This is a genomic window from Saccharothrix sabaoui (assembly GCF_051756985.1).
Classification (GTDB): domain Bacteria; phylum Actinomycetota; class Actinomycetes; order Mycobacteriales; family Pseudonocardiaceae; genus Actinosynnema.
Genome location: NZ_JBPKJK010000081.1, coordinates 1 through 14373 on the forward strand (window position 1 = coordinate 1; position 14373 = coordinate 14373).

Here is a 14373-nt window from a genome sequence, read left to right on the forward strand (position 1 = left end):
CGGGTCAGGGCACCTCGGACCAGGGCACCTCGGGTCAGACCGCGGAGGCGGGGAACCTCTCCCACACGCGGTGCGCCGGCAGGAGGCCCTGGAGCTGCTCCAGTGCTTCCACCGCCGTCTCGGTGACGACCACGCCCGGCTCACCCGGCACCAGGCCCGCCTCGGCCAGCGCGGTCGGCCCGGTGCCCCAGGCGACGACCGCCTTCGCGTGGCGGTAGACCTCCTGGAGCATCAGGACCACGCGCGGGTCGACGGTGAGGGCCGGGGCACCCGCCTTCGCGTCGCGCTGCGGCAGGGCGTCCGGCGCCGGGGCGGGCGCGGCGGACACCAGCAGCGCGTCGAACTCCACCGAGCGCGCGGTGAGGAACGTGCGCTGGGCGGTCAGGCCGTCCTCCAGGACGCCGCCGCGCGCCGCGATCAGCAGCGGCACCATGCCGGCCGCGGAGATGGCGCTGCGCAGCGCGTGCAGGTCTCCGAGCGTCTCCGGGGCGTCCGCGTCCACGACGATGCCGATCATGCGGCCGTCCGGCGGCCACTCCTGGCCGAGCTGGGACAGCGCCGGGCTCGGCGTCACGTCGGCGAGCGGCTCGCTCGGCTCCGGGGCCGGCAGGCCCAGCCCGGCTGCCACCTGCGCGCACAGCTCCGGGTCGATGTTGGCGAGCACGCGCAGCTCGCGCTCCTTGACCGCCTGCTCGTAGCACTTGCCGAGCTCGAACGTGAACGCCCGCACGATGTGCTCGCGCTCCACCGGCGTCATGCTCAGGTAGAACAGGCGCGCCTGGCTGAAGTGGTCGTCGACCGTCACGTGCGTGCGGCGCTCCTTGACCGCCTCCACCACCGGCTGCGCCACCTCGGTGAACGCCCCGGTGTCCGCGCCCGCGAAGAACGGGCAGCCGCCGTCGAGGGTGTTCGGCTTGTACGGCGCGACGCCGCGGTGCACGGCGTGCTGGTGGAACCCGTCGCGGAACATGTCGTTGACGGGCGCGTGCGGCCGGTTGATCGGGATCTGGTTGAAGTTCGGGCCGCCCAGCCGGGTGATCTGGGTGTCCAGGTAGGAGAACAGCCGGGTCTGGAACAGCGGGTCGTCGGTGACGTCGATGCCGGGCACCAGGTTGCCGAGGTGGAACGCGACCTGCTCGGTCTCCGCGAAGAAGTTCGTGGGGTTGCGGTTGAGGGTGAGCATGCCGATCGGCTGCACCGGGGCCAGCTCCTCGGGCACGATCTTCGTGGAGTCGAGCAGGTCGATGCCCTCGAAGGTCTGCTCCGGGGTGTCCGGGAAGACCTGGATGCCCAGCTCCCACTGCGGGAACGCGCCCGACTCGATGGCGTCGTACAGGTCGCGCCGGTGGAAGTCCGGGTCCACGCCGTTGATCATCTGCGCTTCCTCCCACGTCAGGGAGTGCACGCCGAGCTTCGGCTTCCAGTGGAACTTCACCAGCGCCGTCCCGCCCTCGGCGTTGACCAACCGGAACGTGTGGACGCCGAAGCCCTCCATCATGCGGTACGAGCGCGGGATGCCGCGGTCGGACATGTTCCACATGACGTGGTGGGTGGCCTCGGTGTGCAGGGACACGAAGTCCCAGAACGTGTCGTGCGCGCTCTGCGCCTGGGGGATCTCCCGGTCCGGGTGCGGCTTGGCGGCGTGGACGATGTCCGGGAACTTGATGCCGTCCTGGACGAAGAACACCGGGATGTTGTTGCCCACCAGGTCGAACGTGCCCTCGGACGTGTAGAACTTCGTCGCGAAGCCGCGGGTGTCGCGCACGGTGTCGGCCGAGCCTCGCGAGCCGAGCACGGTGGAGAAGCGGACGAACACCGGCGTGGTGACGCCCTCGCCGAGGAACGCGGCCTTGCACACGTTCGTGGCGTTGCCGTAGCCCACGAACACGCCGTGCGCCCCGGCGCCGCGCGCGTGCACGACCCGCTCGGGGATGCGCTCGTGGTCGAAGTGGGTGATCTTCTCCCGCAGGTGGTGGTCCTGCAACAGCGTCGGCCCGCGCCGGCCCGCCTTGAGCGAGTGGTCGGTGTCGTGCAAGCGCGCGCCCTGCGAGGTCGTCAGGTACTCGCCCTGCTGCTCCCGCACCTCGGCGTCGGCGCCGGTCCGGGCGCCGGTCGCCGTCCGGGTCTGCGGCGACGCCTGGTCCGCCTTGCGCGGCGGCGCGGGCTTCGGCTCCGTGGGCTCCTCCAGCGCGGGCGGTGTGCTGCCCGGCGCTCCCGGCACCGGCGGGGTCACCAGGTCGGCGACTTTCTCCACCGCCTTCTCCAGGGCGTCCTTGACGACTTTGGCGGGCTTGATGGGGTCCACGTACTCCTCCTCGTCGGCAGTCCCCCCGCGACTACCCGAACGCGAGCGGACTACACGTCCCGGTCGCCGGCAGCCGCGAGGGCGTCGTCGAGGGTGTCGTGCAACGACAACTCCCGGTGCAGGCCCACCGTGACGAGGGTCCGCCGGACGAGGGGCGCGGTGACCACGCGCAACGTGGCGCCGGCGTCCCGGAGGCGTTGGTGGGCGGTGAGGAGGGCCTCGATGCCGGGCGAGGAGAAGAACTCGACCCCGGCCAGGTCGGCGACCACCGTGCCGCCCTCGGCGGCGCACCCGACCAGCTCCATCAGGGGGCGGCGCAGCGCGGTGACCGTGGCGATGTCCACCTCGCCCCGTGCGACGAGGACGACGACGCCGTCGTCGCCCCGGACCGTGGTGGTGCTGAGTTCCGCGCCGCCTGGTGCCATTCCGCCCGTCCTGGTCGAGTGCGCTCCGGTCCAGCAGATCACACCGGACCGGGCTCGGCACGACGGGTGGGGCGGAACCCGGCGACGACCCGCCGACCGTGGTCGAGGTGGTGCCGGGCGCGCGGGTGGTCGACGAGCACGCGCGCCATCTCGTCCATCGCGATCCCGGTCGACGACGGCGGCACGCCGCGCGCGTGCAGCACGTCGCAGGTCCAGGCCAGGAACCGGCCGAACAGCTCCCGGTCGTCCACGTAGACCGCCGCGGCGAGGAAGTCCACGACGTGGCCGAGGTCCTCGGCGGTGGCGTCGAGCTGCCGCTCGTCGTACCCGCGCAGCGGCGGGAACCGGTCGTGCAGGGCCACCATCGACGCCGCGACCAGCTCGCCGCGCCGGGAGCGCAGCGCCGCGTACTCGGGGGCGGGCGCCCGCGGCGGGCCGGGCTCGCCGGTGCCGCGCCACCCGTCCCCGTCGAGCAGCTCCGCGGCGGACGCGGCGTCCGGGGCCCACGTGGGTATGCCGAGCGCCCGCGCCCACCGGCCGTCCGCGCCGAACCCGGCCCCGCCGACCAGGACGGGCGTGCCCGTGCCGCGGCACGCGGCGACCACCCGGTCGGCCTGCGGCAGGGCGCGCGACAGCGTGCAGCTCAGCGCCACCGCGTCCGGCCCGTGCTCGTGCAGGTGGGCCACGAGGTGCGGGCCGGGCACGCTCGCGCCGAGGAACGTCACCCGCCAGCCGCGCCCGCGCAGCACCTCGGCGACGATGCGCGGCGGCACGGCGTGCCACTCGTCGCTCAGGCAGGCCACCACGACGTGGCCCCGCGCGGGCGGCGGGCGGACGTGCGACGCGACGGCCGCGATGACGCGCTCGACGACCGCGGTGGCCGCGTGCTCCCGCGCCACGTTCCACAGGTTGGCCTGCCACCGCGCGCCGACCTCGACCTGGACGGGGGCGACCAGGTCGAGCAGCACGTCGTCCGACGTCGCGCCCGCGCCGAGCAGGCGCGTCGCCACAGCGATGGCGGAGCGCTCGTCGGCGGCCCCCGCGGCGGCCAGCAGCTCCTCGCGGTCCGCGGCCCGGACGCCGCTCACGCCGGCCACCCGGACGGCGACGCCCTCGGCGCGCGGACCACCAGCACGGCCATGTCGTCGTGGTCGCGACCGCCGAGCCACGCCTCGGCGCCGAGCACCGCCCGTTCGGCGACGGCGGACGCGGGCAGCGCCTGGCAGTCCGCCAGGAACACCGCGAGCCGGCGGGCGCCGAACTCCGCCCGGCCGTCCACGCCCCCGCGCGCCCGGGTGATGCCGTCGGTGAGCAGCACGCACGACTCGCCGGGGTCGAGGTCCACCGAGGTCGTGGTGAACACCGGCCGCTCCACCGCGCCGACGGGCGTCCCGCCGACCTCGACGAACTCGACCTCGCCGGTGCCGCGCAGCACCACCGGCGGCAGGTGCCCGCCGCCGGTCAGCTGGAGGCGCAGCCCGAGGGGGCCCGCCACGACCCGGCCGAGCACGACCGTCGCCGCCTGCGCGCGCCCGTCGGCCGCGCCGTCGAGCAGGGCGCTGTTCAGGACCTCCAGCGCCCGCCGCGGCCCGACCGGCACGCGGCTGAGCACGTCCAGCGCCTGCCGCACCCGGCCGCTGGTGACGGCCGCCTCCACGCCGCTGCCGACGACGTCGCCCAGCACGAACACCGCGCCGTCCGCCACCGGCAGCACCTCGTAGAAGTCGCCGCCCAGCACGTCGGCGCCGGACGCGGGCCGGTGGTGCGCGCCCAGCTCGACGCCGGGCACGGTGGGCAGGCCGATCGGCAGCAGGCTGTCGCGCAGCACGGCGGAGGTGCGCACCTGCGCGGCGTGCACGTCGGCGGCGGCCAGCGCGAGGCCGGCGCGGGCGGCGAACTCGGCGAACACCTCCTGCTCGGGGTCGTCGACGCCGGGGTCGGCGTCCCGGCCCACCCACAGCACCAGCGCCGGGCCGGGGAGCCGCGAGCCGGGCAGCGGTGCGGTGACCACCTCGGCGGTGCCGGGTGGCGCCGGGGCCCAGTCTGCGGCGAACAGGTCGGCCGGGTGGCGCTCCGGGCCGATCGCGGCGCCGTCCAGGGTCTCCAGCAACTCGGTCGGCAGGTCGTCGCGCCGCCACTCCCCCTCGCTCGCCACCCCGTCCCGCCCGACGTGCGCGTACCGGCCGTCGGGCAGCACCACGGTGGCGGCGGCGTCGGTCAGCTCGACGGCCAGCCCGGCGGCGGTGCGGGCCGTGCGCAGCGGGTTGAGCGACAGGCCGAGCCGGCGGCCGGCGCGCGCCAGGAAGCGGGTGCGGGCCCGTTCGGCGCGCAGGACCCGGTCGCGGTCGCGGTCGCCGGTCACGTCCTCGAACAGCCACGCGGTCCAGCCCCCGGGCAGGTCGCCGCGCGTGCCCACGACGACGGACCGGTCGACCACCGACTCGAAGGAGTCGTCGTCGGTGCCCAGGGCGGCGATGAACTCCGCCGGACCGGTGGGCGGTTCGCCCACCACGAGCCCCGGCACGACCTCGGCCGCGCGGGCGCTGACCCGGCGCACCCGACCGTGCTCGTCGCACACCGCGACCGCCAGGTCGAGCGCGTCGAGCAGCGGGACCTGCCCGCACGGGAGCGGGCCGTCCGAGGTGTCCGCGCTGTCCGAGGTGTCCGGGCCGCTCGAGGTGTCCGGGCCGCTCGAAGTGCCCAGGCCGTCCGAGGACGCGGCCGGCGGGCGCGAACCGCCCTCCCCGTCCACGGCGCTCACCCCCGCACTCGGTCGTCGTCCGACGCGGAGTGGCCCGCGGGCCACTCCCCGCCTCGGTTCTAGCAGCGGGGTCGAGCACGGCCAAGGGGCCGTTCAGGTGCGCCCGGGGCGGACGCTCAGGGCGCGATGAGGCCCCGTCGGCCGGCCGGAACCCGCGCGGCGTGGGCGACCAGCGCCGCTCCCGCCCCCTGCACTCGATCACGTCGCCGGCGTAGGCACCGGTTCCCCCGCAGCATCAGACCGTGGTCCGACCACCAGGTCCGGACCACGGTCCGATCCGGCCGACGGCTCCCTCGGGCACGGTGGTCCCATGACGACCCACTCCCCCGCCCAGTCCCTTTCCCCCCTCCCCATCGCCCCCCTCCCCACCGCCACCCTCCCGACCCCCTACTCCTTCCCGGGCCGCTGGACCGGCGCGACCGCGATGGTGCTGGGCCCGCTGCTGCTGTTGACCGCGACGCTGCTGCGGTGGCCGTTCCACTTCTTCTTCCCGCGGCAGCTCATCGCCGTGGCCGAGCAGCCCGGGGTGATGGCCGCCGCGCACGCGGCGGCGCTGGCGGGCACCGTGCTGCTGTTACCGGCCGTGCTCGTGGTCGCCCGCGACGCGGGCCGACTGAGACCGGTCCTGGCCTCGTGGGGCGCCGGGCTGGTGCTGGTGGGCCTGGTCGAGCGGGTCTTCCACGCCGGCGTCGACCAGGCGGCGCACGGCCTGGTCCGGCGGCACGGGGCCGGGTTCGCCACGGACCTGGTCGCCCAGTCGTACGGCGACCTGCACCTGTTCAGCTTCCTGTCGTTCACCGTCCTGCTGGGCTGGCCGGTGCTGGCGTTCGCCGCGCACCGCGCCGGCGCACTCGGCGGCGGCAGGTTCGGCGCGGTGCGCGCACTGGCCCTGGGCACGACCTGCCTCCTGCCGCTGGGCGTGCTGAAGGGCACCGAGGTCACCTCCGTGGTGGCTGTGGTCGGCCTGTGCGTGGCACTGGTGCCCGGCGGCGTCCGGCTGTTCCGGACGGGCCCCCGCCCACCACGCCGCGCACTGCTGACAGCACTGGCCACCGTGCCGGTGCTGGGTGCCCTGGCCCTGGTCAGCACGCTGGGGTAGGCGGGCGGCGCGCGAGCCGCGGTGAGGCCGTCCGGCTCCTGGCCGCACCGCCAGCCCTCGCCGGTCGGGCGGGACTCAGTGGTCGGACAGGGTTCAGTGGTCGGGGAGGGCTCAGCGGTCGGGGGTTGTCCGACGTGGTCGGGCGGTCAGTGCAGGCGGCTCAGCTCCGCGACGGCGAAACGGGCCGGGCGCCCGGCGCGCAGCGCCTCGTCCACGGTCGGGTAAGGGCGCAGCTGCGCGTCCAGGCCCGAGATCTCGAACGGCCGCAGGACGTGCCGCTGCCGGGCGACCACGTGCAGGGCGACGCCCGCCGCCCTGGCGGCGGACAGGTCCCAGTACAGCTCGTTGAGCCCGGCCGCCGCGAGGAAGGCGACGCCGAGCAGGTCGATCACGACCGGTGCGGGAGGGGTGACCAGTGCGAGGGCGATCCGCACCTCGCGCCTGATCTCGGGGGTGGTCGAGGCGTCGACCTCGCCGGTGACGCGCAGGACCACGGCATAGCCGTGCACCTCCCGCTCCACGCGGATCTGGTCGTCGAACCGCTCGACGATCATGGCGGCCTCCTCGGGGGCGAAGAAGCAGTGGCTGCGGTCTCACCGCCTGCGTGGGGCCAGACCGTACGCCCCCGAAGGCGATTACGCAGCTCATGGGGCGGACGCTTGCCGTTCACCCCCTGAGGCGATTGCATGGGGCCAGGCTCGGCGTGCGTCACCGGTGCCGAGGCTGGTGGTCCCGCCGGTTAAAAAGCAGCCGGCGGGACCGTCGCGGTCCTCGCCGCGGCGTGCAGGTGCTCCAGGGCTCGGCGCACGCGCTCCCGACGCGACCACTCCAGCCACCGCGCCGCCCCCTCGACCATCCCGTCCGCGTCCGCCAGCTCCTCGGCGGTCGGCAGCCGGTCGCGCGACTCGTGGAAGGTGGTCACGACCGCGAGGCACTCGCCCTCGGTGGACAGCAGCGGTGTGCTCACGAGGGCGCGCGCGCCCAGGGCGACCAGTTCGTCGGTCGTCGGCGAGCCGGCGAACAGCGGGTCGCCGGTCACGTCGGCGACCACGACCCTGGTCCGCCTCCGGCGGGCCGCCCACGCGGTGACCGCACCGGCCCCGTCGCCCCTGGTGGGCAGGGTGACGACGTGGCCGTGCCCCCGACCGCCGAGGACCGCGTCACCGAGGTCGGCCTCACCCGGGTCGGCCTCACCCGGGTCGGCGTCACCCGGGTCGGCGTCACCGAGGCCGGTGACGTCCCGGCGGGTGTCACCGGAACCGGTGTCGGGCCGGGCGGTACCGGACCGGGCGATACCGGGCCGAGCCGTGTCGGCGCGAGCTGCGTTGACGCGAATGGTGTCGGCGTGAGCCATGTCGGTCGGGTCGAGGTGGACGGCTACCCGCAGCCCGCCGGATTCGGCCAGCCGCACCTCGCCGCCGACCGCCCAGGTGCCCTGCACCACCGCGTCCAGCAGGTCGCTCAGCACGGCCCCCTGGGCGCGGGCGGCGCTGAAACCGAGCGCGGGCGCGGGGGCGGCGGGGGGCCACGGCTCGACCCCGCACGGGCGGGGCAGGTCGACCAGGGTTTCCGCCAGGTCGCGCATCCGCACGTTGGCCCGTTGGGAGACCCCGCGCAGCAGGGCGAAGGCGCTGTCCGAGTCGGGCAGCAGGTAGCGCTCCTGGAGCATGCCCATCGCGCGGGCGATGACGGGGCGGCCCGCGAGCTTGGCGCGCAGCTCGCGGACCTCCCGGGCGAGCCTGAGCACGGTCGCGTCCTCGTGCCTGCCCACCGCGTCGCCCTGGGCGCCCAGCGCGCCGTCGACCGTGCCGTGCACGTCGACCACGTCCGGCACCCGCTTGTAGCGCAGCACGCGGGTGACCGCCGGGCTGCCCGCCACGATCCTCAGCCGCCTGCCGGTGCCCGCGAGGGCGTCGGCGACGCCGAAGAGGGCCGTCACCCCGGCCCCGGACAGCAGGCGCACCCCGGTGAGGTCGACGACCAGGTCCCCGTGGCCCTCCTCGACCAGCTCCGCCAGCCGGGCCGCGACGGCCGTGCTCGCCGCCGCGTCCAGTTCACCCGACAGGGTGACGACCTGGGCCTCACCGGCGGCCACCTCGGCGGGGGTGAGCACCGCGACGTCCACCCGGACCTCCGCACCGGTCACGTAGCCCGCCGCCTCGGTCCGGCCCGTCGTCCTCCGGTCTGCCGCCGCCACCCGCTCAATGCTGCCGGCGGGGGTGCGGCGCGTCCTGTCGCCGGCGTCGGGTTGCCGTTCCCGAGTGGCAGTTTCACCCGTATGGTCCAGAGCATCGCGGTCAGCCGACGAGTCCTTCGAAGTGCGGCTTCATCGACGGGTAGTAGTCGTCGAACACCGGCAGCGGGGCGCCGTCGCGGGAGGCGACGAGCATGTCCAGGTAGTACTCCCAGCCCGGTCCGACCTCGCCGATGCCCTCCTCGGTGTCGAGGTGGTGCACGAGGCTCAGCTCCGTGACGCCGTCCACTTCGGACAACAGGATCTCCAGCCGCCAGGTGCCCGCCTCGTCGAGGGTGGACACGGCGAGCCTGCGGGGCGGGTCGCACACGTCGATGCGCACCTCCATCCAGGGCTGCTCCTCCTCGTGCACCATCCGCACCCGGACGGTGCGGCCCGGGGCGCCCTCCCCCTCCCAGGGGCCGAACCACCTCGCGGTGCGCTCGGGTTCGGTGATGCTGGCCCACACGTCGTCCGCTAAAGCGCGGAACGTGCGGGTGACGACCAGGTCGCTGCCTCCGCCGGTGCGGACCAGGCGGCCGGTGGCCAGGGGGCGGGGACGGGTCATGCCGTGTTCTCCTTCGGGTGGTGGGTGCTGCGTTCCCGCCGGGTCCGGTGGACCTCGGTCTCCAGGGCGTCGAGGTGGTGCGCCCAGCCGGTGGGCCGGGTGAAGCCCGCGAGCCACCGGGTCAGGGGGGCGAGGCGCGAGGCGTCGAGCGCGTAGAACCGCTGCCTGCCGACGAGTTCGTCGCGCACCAGGCCGCTCTCGCGCAGCACCCGCAGGTGCCTGCTGACGGCCGGGCGGCTGATGTCGAACCGCTCGGCGATCTGCCCGGCCGACAGCCGCGCGTCGTCGCGGAGCATCTCCAGGATGGCGCGCCGCACCGGGTCGGCCACGGCCGCCGCCACCTCGTCCACGCCCTGAAGCGTAACCAGTTAGTTACGCTTTGGGCAAGGGCCCCGGGTGATCACGCGCGGGCTGCTCGGGTGGTCACGCGATGGCGTCCAGGAACGCGGTCAGCGCCCGCCGGTACGGGCCGACCGTGGTCAGGTCGGCGTGCTCGTCCGGGCCGTGCTGCCCGTCGCCGCCCACGCCGAAGATCACCGCGTCGACGCCGTGGCGGTAGAAGAACCGGGAGTCGGCCGCGCCGTGCTTGCGCAGCAGGTCGCCGGAGAAGCCCTGGGCGCGGGCCGCCTCCTGGAGGGCGCGCACGTCCGGCGAGGCGGGGTCGACGTGGTGCGGCGGCTCCAGGGCGTCGACGTGCGCGGTCACGCCGGGCGGGCACAGGGCGGTCAGGTGCTCGGCGACCTGCTCGGGCGTGCGGCCGGTGAAGTCGGCGTCCTCGGCCGGGAAGCGGACGTCGAGCCACGCGGTGGCGTGGGCCGGGACCTGGTTGAGCGCCTGGTCGCCGGTGGTCAGGCGGGCGACGTTGACCGTGGTGCGCCACTCCTCCCGCTCGGCCACGGGGTACTTCGCCAGCACGGCCTGCACCGCTCCCACGACCTTGAGCAGGGCGTTGTCGCCGAGCCACGGGTAGGCGCCGTGCGCGGCGCGGCCGGTGGCGGACAGGCGGACGGCGGCCAGGCCCCGGGACTCGGTCACCACGCGCAGGGCGCTGTGCTCGCCGATCACCGCGAAGTCCGCCGTCACCCCCTGCTCCAGCTGGTGCAGGGTGCCGTCCCGGCCGCCGACCTCCTCGTCGGTGACGAGCTGGAGGCCGAGCGGGTACGGCAGGTGCGGCGCGCGGTCGCGGAAGACCTCGGCCAGCACGAGCGCCGACAGCTTCATGTCCTGCGCGCCGCGGGCGACGAGCCGGTCGCCCTCGCGGCGGGGCGTGAACTGGGCGTCGTCCCCGGGCACCACGTCGAGGTGGGCGTTGAAGAGGACCCGGAAGCGGGGCCGTTCACCGGCGGTGCGGACCAGGGCGCTCGGCACGCCCCCCGACTCGAAGCGCTCGACGGTGAAGCCGGGGCCCACCACGTCGAGCACGAGGTCGAGCGCGCGGCGCAGGTCCTCGGGCCGGTCGGTGGTCGAGCGGATGCCGAGCAGGTCCACGGCGCGGTGCGGCAGGTCCATGCGCCCATCGTGCCAAGGTCAGCCCACGTCCGACACCGCGTGGGCCGCGCTCGTGGCGGACGGGCAGCGCGGGCGGGCGCGCAGCTCGACGACGCCGACCACCAGGGCCAGCGCCACCGCGACGGCCGCCGCCCCGACCGCGACGAGCGCCGCCACCCCGAAGTCCCGACCCGACGCGCTGAGCACCGCGTAGAAAGCGCCGGTCAGCGCCGCCGTGCCCACCGCGGACCCGATGCGCTGCCCGGTCTGGAGCGCGCCGCCCGCCGCGCCCGCCATCGCCACCGGCACGTGCCGCAGCGTCAACGTCGTGTTCGGCGAGATCACCCACCCGCCGCCGATGCCCGCCACGAGCAGCGCGGGCGCGACGGCCCAGCCCGCGAGGTGGGCGGGCGCGAGCCACAGCACGAGCGCCGTCACCGCGAGCCCGGCGACGACCAGGCTCAACCCGGTCACGGTGAGCTTGCGCCCCCAGGTCGCCACCAGCCGGCCGCCGACCACCGCGGACGCGGCCGAGCCGACCGCGAACGGCGTCACCGCCAGCCCGGACTCCAGCGGCGTGTAGTCGAGGCCGGTCTGGAAGTACAGCGCGAACACCAGCCAGATGCCGCTGAACCCGACGAAGTAGACCAGGCCGAGCAGCGCGCCCGTGCCGTACCCGGGGGTGGAGGTGAACATGCGCACGTCCAGCAGGGGGCTGCGGTCGCGCGCGGCGACCTTCCGCTCCCAGCGCACGAACAGCACGAGCAGGACGGCGCCGAGCACGAACAGCCACCACAGCTCCACCAGCCCGCCCGCCTCGGCCAGCACCAGCGGCAGCATCACGGCCAGCACGCCCGTGCCGAGCAGCGCGGCGCCGACCAGGTCGAGGTGCCCGCGCGGGGCCTTGCCGCCGCGCGGCAGCAGGCGGGCGGCGAGCACCAGGGCGACCACCCCGATGGGCACGTTGACGTAGAAGATCCAGCGCCAGCCCTCGTCCTCCCCCGCCACGGCGAGGATCACGCCGCCGACCACCGGTCCGACCGCGGTGGAGAAGCCGACCGTGGAGCCGAAGAAGCCGAACGCCCGACCGCGTTCCGCGCCCCGGAACAGCTGCTGGATGAGCGCCGAGTTCTGCGGCGCCAGCGCGCCCGCCGAGATGCCCTGGAGCAGGCGGGCGACGATCAGCACCTCCGTCGTCGGCGCGAGCCCCGCGATGGCGCTGAACAGGACGAACCCGGTGAGCGCGCAGAGGAACATGGTGCGCCGGCCGATCGCGTCCCCCAGCCGCCCGGCGGGCACCAGGGCGAGGCCGAACGCGAGGGCGTAGCCCGACACGACCCACTGCACGCCGGCGGGCGACGTGCCCAGGCCGTGCTGGATCGACGGCAGCGCGACGGACACGATGCTCACGTCGAGCAGGCTCATGAACCCGGCGACCAGGGTGACCGTGAGCGCCTTCCACCTGCGCGGATCGGGCTCGTACTCGCTGCTCATCACCTTTTCCTACCCGCAGGCGGCGGCACCTGCACCACGACGGGGCGGCCGGGTGACGAACGGGACGCTTGATCACCCGCGCGGTGGGATACCCCACGCACATGGACACGACGCAGCTGGAGCAACTCCGCGGTTTCATCCTCGACGGCCTCGCCGACGACGAGGAGCGCGTGGCGCGCGGCGACGCGCCCCTGGTGGCCGACGCCGAGGCCCGCGGCCGGTTCCGCGTCCTGCGCTCGGACGACGGCGACGGCCTGCTGCTGGTCCCGGGCGACCTGTCGCTGGAGGACGAGGGCTCCCCCGTGTCGCACGAGGAGAAGATCCGCGCGCTGCGCTCGGAGGTGGAGAGCACCGACTCCGGGGACGTGCTCCAGCTCGTGGCGACGGCGTACGAGGGCCGCCACGGCTGGCTGGAGGAGTGGCGCGCCGCCACCCCGTGACGTCGGCGGGCCGTGACGTCGGCGGGCCGGCCCGGTTCGCCACGACGTGACGCTCGGGTCCACGCCGCTCGCGGACGTCGCCGACCGGGAGAGCGGGCACCGGGTGGCCGCCGCACGCGGCGTCGTGCGGCGGCCACGAGATCCGGCAGCGGTATCGCCCCTTCCCTGCTTCGGTGTCGTGGGATGACCACTGGACCTCTTGGAGGCGGTCCACCTCGTGTCTACCTGCCACGACGGACGGCCGGGGCGACGTTGACCGCATCGGCGGACGCCCACCGGCCGGTCAGGTGACGACCCCTCACCTATGACGAACCGTGACCTCGCCGCCCCACGCGGCGCGCGCGGGTCTGGCAGGCTTCCCCTCGTGCCGGCGACCGCCGCGCGGGAGGAACGGGGAGACGTGAGCGCTGGAGACCGCCGCTGGGCCGACCGCGGCGAGGCCATCGGACGTGGGGTGACGTGGCTGGCGCGGTGGAGCACCCGCGTGGCGCTGGCCGCGCTGGGGTTCGTGCTGCTGTGGTGGCTGATCGGCAAGCTGTGGGTCGTGGTCATGCCGGTGCTGCTCGGCCTGCTCATCACCACGGTGCTGTGGCCGCCCGCGCGGTGGCTGCGCAAGAAGGGCCTGCCGCCCGCGCTGGCCGCGACGATCGTGCTGCTCGCCGGGCTGGGCGTGCTGGGCGGCGTGCTCGCGCTGATCTCGACGTCGATCGCCTCCGGCGTGCCGGAGATCGCCGACAGCGCCACCAAGGCCCTCCAGCAGGCGCGGGACTGGCTGTCCGGGCCGCCGTTCAACCTCGCCGACAGCAAGCTCGACCAACTGGTCGAGCAGGGCGTCGACCAGCTCCAGTCCAGTGTGGGCACGATCGCCAACGGCCTGCTCACCGGCGTCGGCACGGTCACCTCCGGCCTGGTCACCGGCATCCTGGCGCTGCTGCTGGCGTTCCTGTTCGTCAAGGACGGCCCGCGCTTCACGCCGTGGCTGCGCGGCGTGGTCGGCGAACGCGCGGGCGGGCACCTGACCGTGGTGCTGGACCGCATCTGGACGACGCTGGGCGACTTCATCCGCACGCAGGCGATCGTGAGCCTCGTCGACGCGGTCCTGATCGGCATCGGCCTGGTCGTGCTGGGCGTGCCCCTGGCGGTGCCGCTGGCGGCGCTGACGTTCCTCGGTGGGTTCATCCCGATCGTGGGCGCGTTCGTCGCGGGCGCGCTGGCCGTGCTGGTCGCGCTGGTGAGCAACGGCCCGACCACGGCGCTCATCATGCTGGTGGTCGTGGTGGTGGTGCAGCAGGTCGAGGGCAACGTGCTCCAGCCGGTGCTCCAGTCCCGCAGCCTGCGCCTGCACGCGGCCGTCGTGCTGCTCGCGGTCACGGCGGGCAGCAGCCTCTACGGCATCGCGGGCGCGTTCCTGGCCGTGCCGGTGGTCGCGGCGGTGTCGGTGGTGATGCGCTACCTGGACGAGGTGATCAAGCTCGGGTCCGCGCGGGACGGGGACGACCCGGTGCCCGCCGAGCGGGAGCGACCCGCACCCGAGGGGTGACCGGCCGTCCCCCGCGCGGT

General features: G+C 75.2%; 13 protein-coding genes. 3 read left to right on the plus strand and 10 right to left on the minus strand.

Going from position 1 to position 14373, the window contains the following annotated elements:
• Window positions 1–34 precede the first annotated feature (34 nt).
• The 4 genes from ACR807_RS24015 to ACR807_RS24030 are packed head-to-tail and all read right to left on the minus strand — an operon-like array spanning window position 35 to window position 5491.
• Window positions 35–2305 (minus strand): catalase, encoded by a 2271-nt coding sequence (locus ACR807_RS24015; protein ID WP_438923650.1) that lies wholly within the window; start codon window positions 2303–2305, stop codon window positions 35–37.
• A gap of 50 nt (window positions 2306–2355) precedes the next feature.
• Window positions 2356–2730, minus strand: a complete 375-nt coding sequence (locus tag ACR807_RS24020) for an STAS domain-containing protein (protein WP_438923651.1) — start codon at window positions 2728–2730, stop codon at window positions 2356–2358.
• Between the two features lie 38 nt (window positions 2731–2768).
• Window positions 2769–3818, minus strand: a complete 1050-nt coding sequence (locus ACR807_RS24025) for a cobalamin B12-binding domain-containing protein (RefSeq protein ID WP_438923652.1) — start codon at window positions 3816–3818, stop codon at window positions 2769–2771.
• Window positions 3815–5491, minus strand: a complete 1677-nt coding sequence (locus ACR807_RS24030) for a PP2C family protein-serine/threonine phosphatase (RefSeq protein ID WP_438923653.1) — start codon at window positions 5489–5491, stop codon at window positions 3815–3817. Before ACR807_RS24030 ends, ACR807_RS24025 begins: the two co-directional genes overlap by 4 nt.
• Window positions 5492–5801: 310 nt before the next feature.
• Here ACR807_RS24030 and ACR807_RS24035 point away from each other — a divergent pair, with 310 nt between their 5' ends.
• Entirely contained in the window at window positions 5802–6590 is a 789-nt protein-coding gene (locus tag ACR807_RS24035) for a hypothetical protein (protein ID WP_438923654.1), read from the plus strand.
• Between the two features lie 146 nt (window positions 6591–6736).
• Here the strand turns inward: ACR807_RS24035 and ACR807_RS24040 are convergent, their stop codons facing one another.
• The 6 genes from ACR807_RS24040 to ACR807_RS24065 all read right to left on the minus strand — a co-directional run bounded on the left by ACR807_RS24040 (window position 6737) and on the right by ACR807_RS24065 (window position 12373).
• Window positions 6737–7144, minus strand: coding sequence for an anti-sigma factor antagonist (locus ACR807_RS24040; RefSeq protein ID WP_438923655.1), 408 nt, complete (start codon window positions 7142–7144; stop codon window positions 6737–6739).
• 185 nt (window positions 7145–7329) lie between these two features.
• A complete protein-coding gene (locus ACR807_RS24045) occupies window positions 7330–8787 on the minus strand; it encodes an ANTAR domain-containing protein (protein WP_438923656.1) in 1458 nt (485 codons plus the stop codon).
• A 100-nt stretch (window positions 8788–8887) separates the two neighbouring features.
• Window positions 8888–9391 (minus strand): SRPBCC family protein, encoded by a 504-nt coding sequence (locus ACR807_RS24050; RefSeq protein ID WP_438923657.1) that lies wholly within the window; start codon window positions 9389–9391, stop codon window positions 8888–8890.
• A complete protein-coding gene (locus ACR807_RS24055) occupies window positions 9388–9741 on the minus strand; it encodes a metalloregulator ArsR/SmtB family transcription factor (protein ID WP_438923658.1) in 354 nt (117 codons plus the stop codon). The genes ACR807_RS24050 and ACR807_RS24055 overlap by 4 nt, the downstream gene beginning before the upstream one ends.
• Before the next feature lie 73 nt (window positions 9742–9814).
• Window positions 9815–10900, minus strand: coding sequence for a M20 family metallopeptidase (locus tag ACR807_RS24060; protein WP_438923659.1), 1086 nt, complete (start codon window positions 10898–10900; stop codon window positions 9815–9817).
• Window positions 10901–10918: 18 nt separating this feature from the next.
• Entirely contained in the window at window positions 10919–12373 is a 1455-nt protein-coding gene (locus ACR807_RS24065) for an MFS transporter (RefSeq protein WP_438923660.1), read from the minus strand.
• Window positions 12374–12474: 101 nt separating this feature from the next.
• Between ACR807_RS24065 and ACR807_RS24070 the strand changes: the two genes are divergently transcribed.
• Together ACR807_RS24070 and ACR807_RS24075 are read left to right on the plus strand one after the other, a co-directional pair.
• On the plus strand, window positions 12475–12813 hold the full coding sequence (locus ACR807_RS24070; RefSeq protein WP_438923661.1) for a hypothetical protein: 339 nt from the start codon (window positions 12475–12477) through the stop codon (window positions 12811–12813).
• A gap of 400 nt (window positions 12814–13213) precedes the next feature.
• The gene (locus ACR807_RS24075) at window positions 13214–14353 is read left to right on the plus strand and encodes an AI-2E family transporter (RefSeq protein WP_438923662.1); all 1140 of its coding nucleotides are present in this window, start codon (window positions 13214–13216) and stop codon (window positions 14351–14353) included.
• Window positions 14354–14373: the final 20 nt, after the last annotated feature.

What these genes read in the sequence shown, in the direction of transcription:
- ACR807_RS24020 (WP_438923651.1), bottom strand. Translation starts at nt 2,730, where the DNA reads ATGGCACCAGGCGGCGCGGAACTCAGCACCACCACGGTCCGGGGCGAC.
- ACR807_RS24035 (WP_438923654.1), top strand. Translation starts at nt 5,802, where the DNA reads ATGACGACCCACTCCCCCGCCCAGTCCCTTTCCCCCCTCCCCATCGCC.
- ACR807_RS24040 (WP_438923655.1), bottom strand. Translation starts at nt 7,144, where the DNA reads ATGATCGTCGAGCGGTTCGACGACCAGATCCGCGTGGAGCGGGAGGTG.
- ACR807_RS24050 (WP_438923657.1), bottom strand. Translation starts at nt 9,391, where the DNA reads ATGACCCGTCCCCGCCCCCTGGCCACCGGCCGCCTGGTCCGCACCGGC.
- ACR807_RS24060 (WP_438923659.1), bottom strand. Translation starts at nt 10,900, where the DNA reads ATGGACCTGCCGCACCGCGCCGTGGACCTGCTCGGCATCCGCTCGACC.
- ACR807_RS24065 (WP_438923660.1), bottom strand. Translation starts at nt 12,373, where the DNA reads ATGAGCAGCGAGTACGAGCCCGATCCGCGCAGGTGGAAGGCGCTCACG.
- ACR807_RS24070 (WP_438923661.1), top strand. Translation starts at nt 12,475, where the DNA reads ATGGACACGACGCAGCTGGAGCAACTCCGCGGTTTCATCCTCGACGGC.